Raw genomic sequence first — 13,225 nt, forward strand, 5'->3', positions numbered from 1 at the left:
CAAGCGGAAAGGCGCGGCGCGTGGTGCAGGTAATGCAACGCCTTGTGCACCTTTCCCGTTTTGCACGCGCGCTGGCAGGTCGTAAGAGTGGCATCCGATGCCCGAGCTCGATGCCCTGCTGCTGGCGCGGATCCAGTTCGCGTTTACGATCAGCTTCCATTTCATCTTTCCCGCGTTTTCCATCGGGCTGGCCAGTTACCTGATGGTCCTGGAGGGCCTGTGGCTGAAGACAAGCCGCCAGCGCTATCTCGACCTGTTCCGGTTCTGGCTGAAGATCTTCGCGGTCGCTTTCGCGATGGGCGTGGTCAGCGGAATCGTCATGTCCTACCAGTTCGGCACCAACTGGGCAGTGTTCAGCGACCGGGCAGGGCCGGTGATCGGACCGCTGATGGCCTACGAAGTGCTGACCGCGTTTTTCCTGGAGGCGGGGTTCCTGGGCGTCATGCTGTTCGGCATGGCGAAAGTGGGCAAAGGCCTGCACTTCGCCGCAACTTGCATGGTCGCGCTCGGCACGTTCATCAGCGCGTTCTGGATTCTCAGCGTGAACAGCTGGATGCAGACTCCGACGGGATTCGAGATCGCGGCCAACGGTCAGTTCCTCCCGGGCCCAAGCTGGTGGGACATCGTGTTCAATCCCAGCTTTCCCTATCGCCTGGTTCACACCGTGACTGCCGCGTACCTTACAACCGCGTTCGTCGTCGGCGGGGTGGGGGCGTGGCACCTGCTCCGCGACAGCGCGAATCGTCACGCGCGAACGATGTTCTCGATGGCGATGGGCATGGCCGCCGTCGTGACCCCGATCCAGATTGTCGTGGGCGACATGCACGGTCTCAACACGCTCGAGCACCAGCCCGCCAAGGTCATGGCCATGGAGGGCCATTTCAAAAGCCACCCGGAAGGCGCGCCGCTCATCCTGTTCGGCATCCCCGACAGCGACGCGGAGGCCGTGCATTACGCCCTTGAGATTCCCAAGGCATCGAGCCTGATCCTGAAGCACGATCCCGATGCGCCGCTGGCGGGCCTCGACACGATCGCGCGCGAGGACCGGCCGCCGGTCGGCATCGTGTTCTGGTCGTTCCGGGTGATGGTGGGCATCGGCCTCGCCATGCTGGGCATCGGCATGTGGAGCCTGCTCGCACGCATTCGGGGCAAGCTCTACGACTGGCCGCTGCTGCATCGTGCGGCGCTGGTCATGGCGCCATCGGGCTTCGTGGCGGTGATCGCAGGGTGGATCACGACCGAAGTCGGACGCCAGCCCTGGACGATCTATGGCCTGATGCGGACGGCGGAGAGCGCCAGCCCGCTCGATGCACCGGCGGTTGCCGCGTCGTTGACGGCATTCGTGGTGATCTACACTGCGGTGTTCGGGGCCGGCGTTTGGTACATTCTCAAGCTGATGGCGGCCGGCGTCCACACGGGCGAACAAGGGCCCGAAGACCTGGAGAAGGCGCCCATTCGTACCGCCGGCATCACGCCCGGACCGACCCAGAACCCCGTTGGGCGCGAGGAGCTGCCTGACGGTGTCCCTGGCACGAGCCCGCGGCAAAGCGAGGACGGCTGATGGACCTGACCGTCGTATGGGCGTTTCTGATCGCGTTCGCGGTGTTCATGTATGTTGTCATGGACGGGTTCGATCTCGGCATCGGCGTCCTGTTCCCTTCCTTTCGGGTGGGCGTGGAGAGGGACAGCGCGATGAACGCCATCGCGCCCGTGTGGGACGGCAATGAAACCTGGTTGGTCCTGGGTGGCGGGGGGCTGTTTGCCGCCTTCCCGCTCGCTTACGCGGTTGTACTCCCGGCGACTTATCCGCTGATCATCGCGATGTTGCTTGGACTGGTGTTCCGCGGCGTTGCATTCGAGTTCCGTTGGCGCGATCCCGGCCACCGCGCGTTCTGGGACATCGCCTTTGCCGGAGGATCGATCGTCGCCGCGCTGGCGCAAGGGATGACGCTGGGCGCGCTCTTGCAGGGCATCGAGGTGGTCGATCGCAGTTACGCCGGAAGCTGGTTCGACTGGCTTACCCCATACACGCTGCTGACCGGGCTTGGCACGCTTGCGGGATACGCGCTCCTCGGCAGCACATGGCTGGTATGGAAACTGGAAGGCCCGGCGCAGGATCACGCGCGTCGGATGGCGGTGCGGGCCGCGGTCGCCACGCTCGTGCTTCTGGCGGCAGTCAGCCTTTACACGCCGTTCCTGGAAGGCCAGTACTTCGCCCGTTGGTTCGCCATGCCTAATGTGCTGTTCGCGGCCAACGTGCCGGTGGTGACCGTGATCGTCGCGTTCTACCTGTTCCGGACCTTGACCGGCAAGGGCAAGCACGAGGCCGCGCCGTTCTGGCTGAGCCTCGCGCTGTTCCTGCTCGGCATGGCAGGCCTCGGCATTTCGATGTGGCCTTATGTCGTGCCGAGCAGCCTGACCATCTGGGATGCCGCGGCGCCCGAGCGCAGCCAGGCGTTCATGTTGGTTGGCGTGGCGATCACAATGCCTCTCATCCTCGCATACACTGCTTGGGCATACTGGGTCTTCCGCGGGAAGGTAGGACACGAGGGGTACCATTGACCTTGCCGCCGCCACCCGCTCCGCTGTGGCGGAGGCTCGCGTGGATGGCGGCGATCTGGGCGGCCAGTGTGGCAGTCCTCGGCATGGTGGCGATGGTGATCCGCTGGTGGATCAGCCCTTCTTGAGCACGATACCGTCCACGGTGCCACGCGTAACCGCGTGGTATCCCGGGCGCGTCTTCGTGTAGATCCTGCGCGCGATCGGCTGGCCCCAGGCGCCTTCGTCCATCAGTGTCTGGAACAGCGGCGCGACGAACTTGCGCCGGCCAACCTCGGTTAGAAAACGCTCCGCGAGCGGCACCGCCGGTTCATAGCGATTCTCCAGCGCGAGTTGGAGCCACAGGAACAGTTCTTCGTTATTGCCGGTCGTGGACAGGCCCAGCCGCTCGTCGAGCAGGCGCAGCTCAGCCGTCGAAAGCTCGCGCGGTATCTTGGCGAGGAAGCGCTGGCGCTCCGCAGAGCTCCAGCTGCGCCACGCGGCGGGCGTGGTTGTTCGCATCCCTGCGGGGGTCGACGTGACAGCGCTGCGCTTGCTCGCATAATCCGCCGCCGCCTGATCGACCGCGTCGAAGGCCGCCGGGTCCGGGCGCAGCACGTTCGCCGGCAGGCCTGGTGAATAGATCCATTCGCGCAAGCGCAGCGACTGCGCCTCAGCCGGGCTCCGCGCCAACCGCGTTTCCATGTCGGCGAGTATCATTGCCGAGGTTGCCGGCTGAAATGCATGCCGGTCGAACCACTGGCGCAGCCAAGCGTCGAAACGCTCGCGGCCAACCGCGTGCTCAAGTGTCCGCAGGAACGCCGCACCCTTGTCATAGACGATCGCGCTGCCCGCACCTTCCGTTCCATCGGGATGGTGGAGCGCCGTGCCAGGCGCGCTGTTGCCCACTTCGGCCAGGGTCTTCTCGATCTCCGCGAAGCTCAGCGCGGCTTCCTGCTCCGCCCGCTTCTCACCGTAGATTTCCTCGATGATCCGGTTCTCGAAGTAGCTTGTGACACCCTCATTCAGCCAGCTGTCGCCCCAGACGGCGTTGGTGACCAGGTTGCCGGACCACGAGTGCGCAAGTTCGTGCGCGACGAGCCCCGTCAGGCTCCGGTCGCCAGCAATGAACGTCGGCGTCAGGAAGGTCATCACCGGGTTTTCCATCCCCCCGTAAGGGAAGGACGGCGGCAGGACGATCATGTCGTAGCGACCCCAGTGATAGGGGCCGTAAAGCTTCTCCGCTTCGACGACCATCTTCTCGGTATCGGCGACCTCTGCCGCGGCGCGGGCCAGGACGGCAGGTTCCGCCCAGACTCCCGTACGCGGACCGATCGGATTAAAGTCGATATCACCCGCCGCGATCGCGATCAGGTAGGGCGCGACTGGCTTGTCCATCGCGAAGCGGAACGCGCGGCGGCCATCGGCGAGCACTTCGGGCTCGCCCTGCCGGATGCCCGACATGACCACGTCGAGCGGCTGCGGCGCCACGATGCGAGCGGTCCATGTCTGGCGAATCCCCGGGCTGTCCTGCGTGGGGATCCAGCTGCGATTGAGGATCGCCTGGCCCTGGCTGAACAGGAACGGGTGCTGCTTGCCCGCGGTCTGTTGCGGGCTGAGCCATTGCAACGCGTCGGCCTGCGGATTGGCGGTATATGTCACGATGATACGCCGGGTATTACCGATGGTCACGGTCAGCGGCGCGCCCTTGCCTTCGACCGCACGGCCGACGGTGAACGGCAGTGCGTTGCCTGCGGCATCCGTCACCCGGTCGATCTTCAGCCCATCGGTATCGAGGACGATCTGGCTGGCGTCGGGCCGCGCAAGAATATCGAGCGCCGCGCTGCCCGCCAGCGCCTTGCGCGCGAAGTCGAGCGTGAGATCAAGGTCCACGTGCGTGACGCGCGCTTCCTGCGGACGCGCGAAGGTAGAACTGTCAACTGCATCGGGCGTGGTCAGGATGGGAGCAACCATCCGCTCGGCCGAAGCAGGCGGCGCGTCGCGAGTGGTCGTGCAGGCAGCAGTGGCGAGAAGTAGTGCAAGGCAGGAAATGGCGCGGCGCATGGTAATCCTCTGGATCGATATCGTTCTACAACTTCGCATGGCGAGCAGGCGCCGTGCGGCAAGCTCGGCGCGCAGGCGGGAAAATCTTACATTTCGTCAGCGGTGCGGGATGCCTCTCACGTCCATATCACCTCCGGGGGCAGGCTCATCAGGATCGCATCGATGTTGCCCCCTGTCTTCAGGCCGAACAGGGTGCCCCGGTCATAGACCAGGTTGAACTCGGCGTACCGCCCGCGCCATTCCAGTTGCTGCTGCTTTTCCGCCGGTGTGAACGCGGTGGCCATGCGGCGCCGGACGAGCTTTGGAAAGACGTCCAGAAACGCCCGGCCGACATCCTGCGTGAACGCGAAATTGCGGTCCCATGCGGAATCGTCCGTACATTCCAGGTGATCGTAGAAGATCCCGCCTACTCCGCGGTGGACGCCGCGATGGGGGATGAAGAAGTATTCATCGGCCCACTTGGAAAAACGGTCGTAATAGGTGGGATTGTGGCCCGCGCACGCGGCGCGGAACGCCGCGTGAAATTCCGCCGTATCGTCTTCGTACGGGATTGGCGGATTGAGGTCTGCCCCCCCACCGAACCATGCCGTGCTCGTCGTCAGGAAACGGGTGTTCATATGCACCGCGGGCACGTGCGGATTGGCCATGTGCGCCACCAGGCTGATGCCCGTCGCCGTGAAGCCGGGGGAATCGTCGCTGGCCCCATTGATGGACGCGGCAAAGCCGGGCGCGAAATTTCCGTGAACGGTGGAAACGTTGACGCCGACTTTCTCGAACACCTGGCCCTTCATCACCGCGCGGGTCCCACCGCCGGGATCGTCGTTACCTTCCTCTTCGCGGCGCCAGGGGGTGTATTCGAACGCGGCATCTGAGCCTGCCTCTCGCTCGATCGCCTCGAACTCGGCGCAGATGCTGTCTCGCAAGGTTTCAAACCAATCGCGGGCGCGGACGGTGTGCGGGGTCCAGTCTGTCATGCCGCGACCCTTGCCAAGGCGCATCCGCTGGGGCAAGAGCCGGCCCATGGTTCCCGTTTCGTTCGCTCCGTTCGAGTTCTGCGGCGAAGAGTTCGCGATCGCGCAGGGTCGTGCGCTGTACTGGCCGCGCGAAGGGGCGCTGCTGGTTGCGGACCTGCACCTCGAAAAAGCCAGCTTCTTCGCGGGCCATGGCCAGATGCTGCCGCCCTACGACAGCCGGGAGACGCTGGAGCGGGTGGCGCTTGCTATCCGCGAAACCGGGGCGCGGCGGGTCTATACGCTGGGTGACAACTTCCACGATTCGCGGGGCCTCAATCGGTTGGAACCGCACGCCGCAGGTATGCTCGCCGCCCTGACCCGCGCGACGGACTGGGTGTGGATCACGGGCAACCACGACATTGGCAAGGATGGCCACGCGATGGAGACGGGCGCCGGCGGAACCATCGTTGACGAACTTGTGCTGGCGGGACTCGTGCTTCGCCACCGGGCCAAACGGGGTGAAGCCCGGCCGGAACTGTCCGGCCACTATCACCCGCGGCTGCACCTCACGGTGCGGGAACGGCGTATTCGCCGCCCTTGCGCAGTCGTAAGCGCCAATGGCGCGGGCTGCGGCCGCATGATCCTTCCCGCATTCGGCACGCTGACGGGCGGCATGGACGCGGCCGATCCGGAGATTCTGGGCGCCCTCCAACCGGCGCGGGCGATCGACGCCATGGTGCCCGCTGGTGGCAAACTCGCCACATTCCCGCTCTGGCGTGCGGCGGCCTGAACGGCGCCCCTTCCGTCGGGCGCAGTTTCTCCCTAAGTAGCGGCCCCGATACCTCGGCAAATTTCAGGAGACTCGACTATAGCCCGTCCCCCCCGGCGCATGCTGGCCCCGCCCGTCAAGAGCGGCCCGCGCTACGATACCATGATCCAGTCCGACAAGGTTCGCGTCATTGACGAAAATGGCGAAAACCTGGGCGTGATGTACACGCGCGAAGCGATCGAACAGGCCAACGAAATTGGCCTCAACCTGGTCGAAATCTCGCCCAACGCCGATCCGCCGGTGGCCAAGTTCCTCGACGTCGGCAAGCACCGGTACGAGGCGCAGAAGAAGGCGAACGCCGCGCGCAAGACGCAGAAGACGCAGGACATCAAAGAGATCAAGATGCGTCCCAACATCGACGATCACGATTACGATGTGAAGATGCGCAGCCTGTTCAAGTTCATCGGCGAAGGTGACAAGGTCAAGATGACCCTGCGGTTCCGCGGTCGCGAAATGGCGCACCAGGAGCTTGGCATGGACCTGCTGAAGCGGGTGCAGGAAGACTCGGCCGAAGTTGCCAAGGTAGAAGCCTATCCGCGCCTCGAAGGGCGCCAGATGTTGATGGTGCTGTCACCCAAGTAAGGAACCGCGTGGCGGCCCGGTGGATTTCAACGCCGACTGGGCCGCAACCGGAGACGTCCCATGAAACGTATCGCGGCGACGGCGCTGTTTCTGGGCGCCGCGGCGCTTGGCGCTTGCCGGCAGGACTTGGCGCGCGCACCCGATGCGGCAGAAACCGGCGATCGCGCAGCTACCTCTGCCGAGACGCCATCCTCACCCCCCTCACCTCCCTCGCCTCATGTGTCCACAAGGCCGGATCAGGCGGACGACCGATATCCCGATCTCGCCCCGCCCGTTCTCACCCTCGAAGCGGAACGCGGCGTGACGGGCGCCCGCAATTTGCTCGTATCCTGGGCGCGAGCCATTGAACTCGAGGAGTTCGGCCAGGCGTGGACCTTGCTGAGCGAACAGGATCGGGCGAAGTGGACCAGGCAGGAATGGCTGCGCATGTTCGCAGATCTCGACCGGATCACGGTGGCCGTGCCCGAGGGGACAATGCAAGGTGCCGCGGGCTCGCTTTACTACGAAAGCCCTGTCACGATAACCGCGACCGACCACGATGGCCGTCCGGTGCGCTACGAGGGGGAGGCAGTGCTGCGCCGCGTGAACGATGTCGAGGGCGCCACGGCGGCGCAGTTACGCTGGCACTTCGAGCGCCTGACGCTCGATTGGACACATTGAGAGGGCGCTCGCGTGTTTCGGCGCGGTTGAAAACGGCCGCACGCGGCGGTAAGCGCGCCGGGTCCGGCGAGCCGGTGGAGATGCCCCCTGCGGAGGTTAGGGTGCGAGCGCCCCGGCCCTTGTCGTCCTTCCGCTCCCGCCTCCCTGGGAGCTTCGGCACTCAAGGACCGCACACATGTCCGATACCCCCTCCCGCAAACCCAAGGCCACAATCACCGAAATCGCTGGCCGACCGCTGAAGCCCAGCACGTTGATGATGGGTGCGGGTTACGATCCGGCCTTGTCCGAAGGCAGCCTGAAGCCGCCGATGTTCCTGACCAGCACGTTCGCGTTCGAAAGCGCGGCGGCGGGCAAACATCACTTCGAGGGGATCACCGGCAAGCGGCCCGGCGGCGCGGACGGCCTTGTCTATTCGCGTTTCAACGGTCCGAACCAGGAAATCCTGGAAGCGCGCCTTTCGATCTGGGACGGTGCGGAGGACGCGCTGTGCTTTTCCAGCGGGATGACCGCGATCTGCGTCCTCATGCTCGCCCTCTGCTCCGCCGGTGATGTCATCGTGCATTCCGGCCCGCTCTACGCAGCAAGCGAAGGCTTCGTGGCAAAGACGTTGAGCCGGTTCGGCATCACCTATGTCGATTTCCCGGCCGGCGCGAACCGCGCCGAACTCGACGCGGTAATGGCCAAGGCCAAGGCGCAGGCGGAGACGCAGGGCGGCAAGGTTGCCATGATCTATCTCGAAAGCCCGGCGAATCCGACGAATGCCCTCGTCGACGTCGAGGCCGTGCGCGATGCGCGCGATGCCGCCTTCGGCGCGGAATGCCCGATCGCTATCGACAATACCTTCCTCGGCCCGCTCTGGTCGCGTCCGCTGGATCACGGGGCCGACATCGTCGTCTATTCCTTGACCAAGTACGTCGGTGGCCATTCCGACTTGGTGGCCGGCAGCGTATCGGGCGCCAAAAAGTGGATGACGCCGGTGCGGATGCTCCGCAACACGATGGGCGGGATAGCCGATCCCAACACCGCCTGGATGCTGCTCCGCAGCCTGGAGACGGTGGAGCTTCGCATGAGCCGGGCGGGCGAGAATGCGGAGAAGATCTGCGCGTTCCTGAAGGACCACCCCAAGGTGGAAGGCCTGGGTTACCTCGGCATGATCGACGATCCCCGTCAGCAGGATATCTATCGCCGCCACTGCACGGGCGCGGGCAGCACCTTTTCGGTATTCATCAAGGGCGGCGAGGCGGAATGCTTCCGGTTCCTCGACGCGCTGACGATCGCCAAGCTGGCGGTAAGCCTGGGCGGCACGGAAACGCTGGCGAGCCACCCGGCGTCGATGACACACCTGTCGGTGCCCAATGCACGCAAGGAGTTGCTGGGCATTTCGGACAACCTGGTACGGATCAGCATCGGGATCGAAGATGCCGACGATCTCATCGCCGACTTCTCGCAGGCGCTGGACGCGGTCTAGGTCAACCCTTCCATTCGCGCCGTTCTTCGGCCTGCCGGAGAACTTCATAAGCGAGCTGCAATTTCTGAAACTCGGCGGCAGCTGCGGCGTCGCCGGGTTTCACGTCAGGGTGAACTTTCTTGGCCATGTCGCGCCAGGCCTTCTTGATGGCGGCGAAATCTGCGTCACTGTCCAGCTGCAACAGTTCCAGAGCGCGCATCTCGTCCGCACTGCGGCTCCCATCCCCACTGCCGCCCCACCCATAGTGTGATGCGCTTGCATAGCCGTCGTTGTCGCGCTGCTCGTTGCGCGCCCGTTCTGCCGCCTCTTCCTTGTCGAGCCCCTCGAAATAGTCCCACTTGCTGTTGTACTCGGCCGCGTGTCGCTGGCAAAAGTACCATCGCTCAGGATTGTTCGGGCTTTTTGGCGCTGGACAGTTGCCAGGTTCTTCGCACCCATGCCGGTCGCACAGGCGCACGGTCGTTGCCTCCCTCGATGCACCGTAGCCGCGCCACCGGGGAAATCCCCAATCCTGTGAACGGCGCGCGCCTACCATCTGGAAAAACCTGCTTTCATTAATCGCACGTAAGGCCCCGGTTCGCCAAAGGGAAGGCGCGTGAGGCTGCGCGAAACAGCTTTGTTGCAATGCAATAATAAGGTTGCTAATCGAAACCCGTCATGTCCAGAAATAGTCCTCAAGTCATTCTCGCAGCAGCTGCATCGGTCCTTGCGCTGTCAGCGCTGGCCATTGCCGCGCCCACGATCGCAGATCGCGCGGACGGCAGCGCGAGCCTGGCGCCCCTGACGGCCGGATTGCCGACGGCGGACCTGCCCGCGCTGCCGCTGCTCCTTCCCCGCTAGTTGATTACGACCGATACGGCGCGACGGTTCTGCGCCCACGCGGCTTCGTTGGATCCCAGGGCGGACGGGCGCTCCTTGCCATAGCTGACGGTGCTGATGCGGTTCGCCGCGACACCCAGGCTCACAAGGTAATTCTTGGCCGCGTTGGCCCGGCGTTCGCCCAGCGCCAGGTTGTATTCGCGCGTTCCGCGTTCGTCCGCATGACCTTCGATCGTGACCGAAATCTGGGGGTACTGGGCCAGATATTGCGCCTGGGATTGCAGCGCCGCGGCATCCGCCGAATCGACGTTGTACTGATCGGTGTCGAAGTAGATCACGTTCTGCCCAGCCACAGCGTTCACGAAATGCGCCTGCGTGCCAAGCACGGCCGCGCCCGTATCCCCACCAGTGGACGGTCCGCCCGTGACGGCCGGGCTGGGTTCCGGCGGAAGCGATGCGGGCGGTTCCTTCTTGCACGCACCCAGGATTGCCGCGCTGGCAAGCAATGTCGCGATGGCGATCTGGCGGTTCATGAAAATCTCCTTGATTGTAGTCCGATTATCGGCGCGGCCCGTTGTGAACTGAATGCTCTTATGGCAGGATTGGTCCCCATGCGGGGTCGGAACCCTGCACCGGAGTGGCCAGGCGTCGCTCGTTCTTGCCCGTGAGGTCGACCTGGTAGAGGCCGGTGCGGCCCGAGCCGCGCTCCGTGCGGAAGAACTGGATCACCCTTCCGTTTGGCGCCCACGTGGGCGCTTCGTCCTGCCATCCGCTGGTCAGGGTCCGAACGCCCCCGCCCGATGGTGTCATGACTGCGACATTGAAGTCGCCGGCGATGCGAGTGAACGCGATCTGGTCCCCGCGCGGGCTCCATTCCGGAGTAGCGCAGCGGCCCCCGGAGAAGCTGATCCGACGCTGGCCCGTGCCGTCCGCGTTCATCACGTAGCATTGCTGGCTGCCGGAACGGTCGCTTTCGAACACGATCTGGCGACCATCCGGTGAATAGGATCCCCCGATGTCGATGCCGGGCGTGTCGGTAAGCCGCGTGCTCGGCCCGCCGGTCGCGCTGACGCGGTAGATGTCGGTGTTACCATTTACCGCCATCGAATAGAGGACGGATCGCCCGTCCGGGCTCCACCGCGGCGCGAACGTCGGGTTGGCCGATTGGGTTACCAGCGTTTGCTGCCCGGTGCCGATGTCATAGATATAGATGCGCGGATTACCGTCGACGTAGCTCAGGTACATGAGCTTGCGGTAATCGGGAGAATAGCGCGGGGTCAGCGCCGTGGCGCGCCCGTTGGTGATGAAGCGGTGGTTCGCACCATCGGAATCCATGATGGCGAGGCGCTTGACCCGGCGATCCTTGGGCCCTGTTTCGGCGATGTAGGCAATCCGGCTGTCGAAGAAGGGGCTTTCGCCCGAGAGGCGCGAGTAGACCAGGTCGGCGCATTTGTGCGCTGCCCGCCGCCAGTCGACCGGCTGCACCACCCAACCCGAGCGCGCGAGTTCCTTCTGCAGCGCAACGTCGTAGAGGTAGCAACCGACCGTAAGCCGCCCGTCAGCACCGGCGCGGACGTAACCTTGCACCAGCATCTCGGCGCTGCGCCCCGACCAGGTCGGCCATCCGGGGGCTGTGATCTCGGAATAAGCGGGGCGCGGCAGGGCAGAGGGGCCCACGGGCTTGAACAGGCCATTGTTGCGCAGGTCGTTGAACACGACTTCGGCAAGTGCTATGCCCAGTGCAGTCGTCCCGCTCGCATTGGCCGGCGTCGGCGCTTCGCGATCCGTCGCAAATGCCGGGATGACAATGCCCAGATCCTCCAGGTTGCCTTCGAAGCTGACCGATCCGGTCAGACCACCCTCCTCGGTCGTCTCCACCGGTGTTGCCACGGGAGGCGCCTGGCCCAGGTCCTGCGCAGCGACCGGCAGCGCGGTGGTGATCATCAGAACGGCGGCAAGTGTCTTGGTCATTGGCTCAGCTTCCAATCGAAATCGACGGTCACGACTTTCCACGCCTCGTAGTATTCCTCCGGCAGGTCGAACGGTGCGGCAAGCTGCACAGCGCGGATAGCTTGTTCCCCATGCCGCCCTGCCTGCGGCCGGTTCACGTCGGTAATGCCGGTCTGGCGGACGATCTCGGGCCGGCCCGCCAGGCTTCCATCAGGATTCAGGCGGAACCGCAACTTGGTGACGAGATCCTCGACCTCCGGCCCGCTGGGGGGCTGCCAGCGGGGACGCAGTTCGCGCGCAATGGCCTGGAACAGGCTCGCCTTCGCACTCGCGCCGATCTGGCTGGCAGGAACGCGCGTTTCGCGCGTGGTGGTGCTTTCGCCTGCGCCAGCGAGAAAGTCGCTTCCGATGCGGTTGCCGCCGGCGGGCCGAGGTGCCGAAGTGGCGCGTGGACGTGGCGCGGGCGCTGCGGATGCCCGAGGCTTCGGTGCTGCGGTCGCGGCGGCACGCGGACGAGGCTGCGCGGTCGCGCGCGGAACGGGGCGTGGCTGGGGCGCGGCCGTGGCAACCGGACGCGGCGGTTCCGGGCGCGGCTGGACGACCGGTTCCGAAACCGGTTGCGACTCTTGTGGTGGAGCCGGTTCGGGCGCCAGGGTCGGCGCTATCGCCGCGCTGCTTTCCAGCACAGGATCGGGCGCGGTCGCTTCAAGCCCCACGTCGGTCGACAGGTTGACCGTCATCGTCTGGGTCGGCGGAATGACGCTGCGTTTCGACGGTTGCACCAGCAACGCCACCGCCAGCGCGCCGTGGAGCGCCAGCGCAATACCCAGACCGAAGCGTTCCTCGCGGCGAAGATTGGCGAAAACCATCGTAATCGACGCGCTATGGGGCTGCGACTGAACCGTTAGTGACCAGCGAGATCGAATTGAAGCCGCCCCGATTGAGCTCGCCCATCACGGCCATCACGCGCCCGTAATCGAGCGCGCGGTCGGCGCGGAGCGTCACCTGGGGCGGTTCGCCGCCTCCAGCCAACCCGGCCAGGGCTTCGGGTAGCGCCCCCTCGGGCACGGGGTCCTCTCCGATAAAGATCGTGCCCGCTCGGTCGATGGAGATTGTCACCTGTTCGGGCGTCTGGTCGAGAGCATTCGCCCGGCTATCGGGCAGTTCGACCGGCACGCCGGCCGTCATCAGCGGTGCGGTGACCATGAATATGATCAGGAGCACCAGCATTACGTCCACCAGCGGCGTGACGTTGATATCCGCCATCGGAGCACGCCCACGGCGCCCGCGGCGCTTGGCGTGGAGACCCATCGCCATTAAGCGCCCCCCCGCTTGCACGGCGCCAATGGATCGCGGACAGTC

The 13,225-nt window shown here is 65.1% G+C and carries 15 protein-coding genes; 8 read left to right on the plus strand and 7 right to left on the minus strand.

Going from position 1 to position 13,225, the window contains the following annotated elements; translation table 11 throughout:
* The first annotated feature begins 97 nt into the window (after positions 1 to 97).
* From GRI40_RS05570 to GRI40_RS05580, 3 genes are read left to right on the plus strand one after another with little or no spacing between them, the layout of a single operon-like run.
* Positions 98 to 1,561 (plus strand): cytochrome ubiquinol oxidase subunit I, encoded by a 1,464-nt coding sequence (locus GRI40_RS05570; RefSeq protein WP_160610423.1) that lies wholly within the window; start codon positions 98 to 100, stop codon positions 1,559 to 1,561.
* On the plus strand, positions 1,561 to 2,562 hold the full coding sequence (gene cydB, locus GRI40_RS05575) for a cytochrome d ubiquinol oxidase subunit II (protein ID WP_160610424.1): 1,002 nt from the start codon (positions 1,561 to 1,563) through the stop codon (positions 2,560 to 2,562). The genes GRI40_RS05570 and cydB overlap by 1 nt, the downstream gene beginning before the upstream one ends.
* A gap of 2 nt (positions 2,563 to 2,564) precedes the next feature.
* Complete coding sequence (locus GRI40_RS05580; RefSeq protein WP_237489001.1) at positions 2,565 to 2,687, plus strand: DUF2474 domain-containing protein; 123 nt, start codon at positions 2,565 to 2,567, stop codon at positions 2,685 to 2,687.
* Here the strand turns inward: GRI40_RS05580 and GRI40_RS05585 are convergent.
* Together GRI40_RS05585 and hemF are read right to left on the minus strand one after the other, a co-directional pair.
* On the minus strand, positions 2,674 to 4,602 hold the full coding sequence (locus GRI40_RS05585; protein ID WP_160610425.1) for a M1 family metallopeptidase: 1,929 nt from the start codon (positions 4,600 to 4,602) through the stop codon (positions 2,674 to 2,676). The two genes, GRI40_RS05580 and GRI40_RS05585, sit on opposite strands and share 14 nt — an antisense overlap.
* 116 nt (positions 4,603 to 4,718) lie before the next feature.
* Positions 4,719 to 5,576: an oxygen-dependent coproporphyrinogen oxidase gene (gene hemF, locus GRI40_RS05590; protein WP_160610426.1), complete on the minus strand. Its 858-nt coding sequence runs from the start codon at positions 5,574 to 5,576 to the stop codon at positions 4,719 to 4,721.
* Positions 5,577 to 5,622: 46 nt separating this feature from the next.
* Between hemF and pdeM the strand changes: the two genes are divergently transcribed.
* The 4 genes from pdeM to GRI40_RS05610 all read left to right on the plus strand — a co-directional run bounded on the left by pdeM (position 5,623) and on the right by GRI40_RS05610 (position 9,094).
* Positions 5,623 to 6,345: a ligase-associated DNA damage response endonuclease PdeM gene (pdeM, locus tag GRI40_RS05595; protein WP_160610427.1), complete on the plus strand. Its 723-nt coding sequence runs from the start codon at positions 5,623 to 5,625 to the stop codon at positions 6,343 to 6,345.
* A gap of 99 nt (positions 6,346 to 6,444) precedes the next feature.
* The gene (infC, locus tag GRI40_RS05600; RefSeq protein ID WP_160610428.1) at positions 6,445 to 6,966 is read left to right on the plus strand and encodes a translation initiation factor IF-3; all 522 of its coding nucleotides are present in this window, start codon (positions 6,445 to 6,447) and stop codon (positions 6,964 to 6,966) included.
* A 60-nt stretch (positions 6,967 to 7,026) separates the two neighbouring features.
* Positions 7,027 to 7,626, plus strand: coding sequence for a hypothetical protein (locus tag GRI40_RS05605; protein WP_160610429.1), 600 nt, complete (start codon positions 7,027 to 7,029; stop codon positions 7,624 to 7,626).
* Positions 7,627 to 7,801: 175 nt separating this feature from the next.
* Positions 7,802 to 9,094 (plus strand): cystathionine gamma-synthase family protein, encoded by a 1,293-nt coding sequence (locus GRI40_RS05610; protein ID WP_160610430.1) that lies wholly within the window; start codon positions 7,802 to 7,804, stop codon positions 9,092 to 9,094.
* 1 nt (position 9,095) lies between these two features.
* Here the strand turns inward: GRI40_RS05610 and GRI40_RS05615 are convergent, their stop codons facing one another.
* The gene (locus GRI40_RS05615; RefSeq protein ID WP_160610431.1) at positions 9,096 to 9,629 is read right to left on the minus strand and encodes a J domain-containing protein; all 534 of its coding nucleotides are present in this window, start codon (positions 9,627 to 9,629) and stop codon (positions 9,096 to 9,098) included.
* A gap of 122 nt (positions 9,630 to 9,751) precedes the next feature.
* Between GRI40_RS05615 and GRI40_RS05620 the strand changes: the two genes are divergently transcribed.
* A complete protein-coding gene (locus GRI40_RS05620; RefSeq protein WP_160610432.1) occupies positions 9,752 to 9,934 on the plus strand; it encodes a hypothetical protein in 183 nt (60 codons plus the stop codon).
* Here the strand turns inward: GRI40_RS05620 and pal are convergent.
* From pal to GRI40_RS05640, 4 genes are read right to left on the minus strand one after another with little or no spacing between them, the layout of a single operon-like run.
* Positions 9,931 to 10,446 carry a peptidoglycan-associated lipoprotein Pal gene (gene pal, locus GRI40_RS05625; protein ID WP_160610433.1) on the minus strand — a complete coding sequence of 172 codons (516 nt, stop codon included), beginning with the start codon at positions 10,444 to 10,446 and terminating at the stop codon, positions 9,931 to 9,933. The genes GRI40_RS05620 and pal overlap by 4 nt on opposite strands.
* A 58-nt stretch (positions 10,447 to 10,504) precedes the next feature.
* Positions 10,505 to 11,884: a Tol-Pal system beta propeller repeat protein TolB gene (tolB, locus tag GRI40_RS05630; protein WP_160610434.1), complete on the minus strand. Its 1,380-nt coding sequence runs from the start codon at positions 11,882 to 11,884 to the stop codon at positions 10,505 to 10,507.
* The gene (locus tag GRI40_RS05635) at positions 11,881 to 12,732 is read right to left on the minus strand and encodes an energy transducer TonB (protein ID WP_160610435.1); all 852 of its coding nucleotides are present in this window, start codon (positions 12,730 to 12,732) and stop codon (positions 11,881 to 11,883) included. Before GRI40_RS05635 ends, tolB begins: the two co-directional genes overlap by 4 nt.
* A 13-nt stretch (positions 12,733 to 12,745) precedes the next feature.
* Positions 12,746 to 13,180: an ExbD/TolR family protein gene (locus GRI40_RS05640; protein ID WP_160610436.1), complete on the minus strand. Its 435-nt coding sequence runs from the start codon at positions 13,178 to 13,180 to the stop codon at positions 12,746 to 12,748.
* Between the last annotated feature and the right edge of the window lie 45 nt (positions 13,181 to 13,225).

It is taken from the genome of Tsuneonella aeria, assembly GCF_009827495.1.
Classification (GTDB): Bacteria; Pseudomonadota; Alphaproteobacteria; order Sphingomonadales; family Sphingomonadaceae; genus Tsuneonella; species Tsuneonella aeria.

Coding starts and splice junctions, on each gene's coding strand:
- pal (WP_160610433.1), bottom strand. CDS start 10,446: ATGAACCGCCAGATCGCCATCGCGACATTGCTTGCCAGCGCGGCAATC.
- GRI40_RS05640 (WP_160610436.1), bottom strand. CDS start 13,180: ATGGCGATGGGTCTCCACGCCAAGCGCCGCGGGCGCCGTGGGCGTGCT.
- GRI40_RS05635 (WP_160610435.1), bottom strand. CDS start 12,732: ATGGTTTTCGCCAATCTTCGCCGCGAGGAACGCTTCGGTCTGGGTATT.
- pdeM (WP_160610427.1), top strand. CDS start 5,623: ATGGTTCCCGTTTCGTTCGCTCCGTTCGAGTTCTGCGGCGAAGAGTTC.
- GRI40_RS05620 (WP_160610432.1), top strand. CDS start 9,752: ATGTCCAGAAATAGTCCTCAAGTCATTCTCGCAGCAGCTGCATCGGTC.
- GRI40_RS05615 (WP_160610431.1), bottom strand. CDS start 9,629: ATGGTAGGCGCGCGCCGTTCACAGGATTGGGGATTTCCCCGGTGGCGC.
- tolB (WP_160610434.1), bottom strand. CDS start 11,884: ATGACCAAGACACTTGCCGCCGTTCTGATGATCACCACCGCGCTGCCG.
- infC (WP_160610428.1), top strand. CDS start 6,445: ATGCTGGCCCCGCCCGTCAAGAGCGGCCCGCGCTACGATACCATGATC.
- GRI40_RS05570 (WP_160610423.1), top strand. CDS start 98: ATGCCCGAGCTCGATGCCCTGCTGCTGGCGCGGATCCAGTTCGCGTTT.
- GRI40_RS05605 (WP_160610429.1), top strand. CDS start 7,027: ATGAAACGTATCGCGGCGACGGCGCTGTTTCTGGGCGCCGCGGCGCTT.
- hemF (WP_160610426.1), bottom strand. CDS start 5,576: ATGACAGACTGGACCCCGCACACCGTCCGCGCCCGCGATTGGTTTGAA.
- GRI40_RS05610 (WP_160610430.1), top strand. CDS start 7,802: ATGTCCGATACCCCCTCCCGCAAACCCAAGGCCACAATCACCGAAATC.
- GRI40_RS05585 (WP_160610425.1), bottom strand. CDS start 4,602: ATGCGCCGCGCCATTTCCTGCCTTGCACTACTTCTCGCCACTGCTGCC.
- cydB (WP_160610424.1), top strand. CDS start 1,561: ATGGACCTGACCGTCGTATGGGCGTTTCTGATCGCGTTCGCGGTGTTC.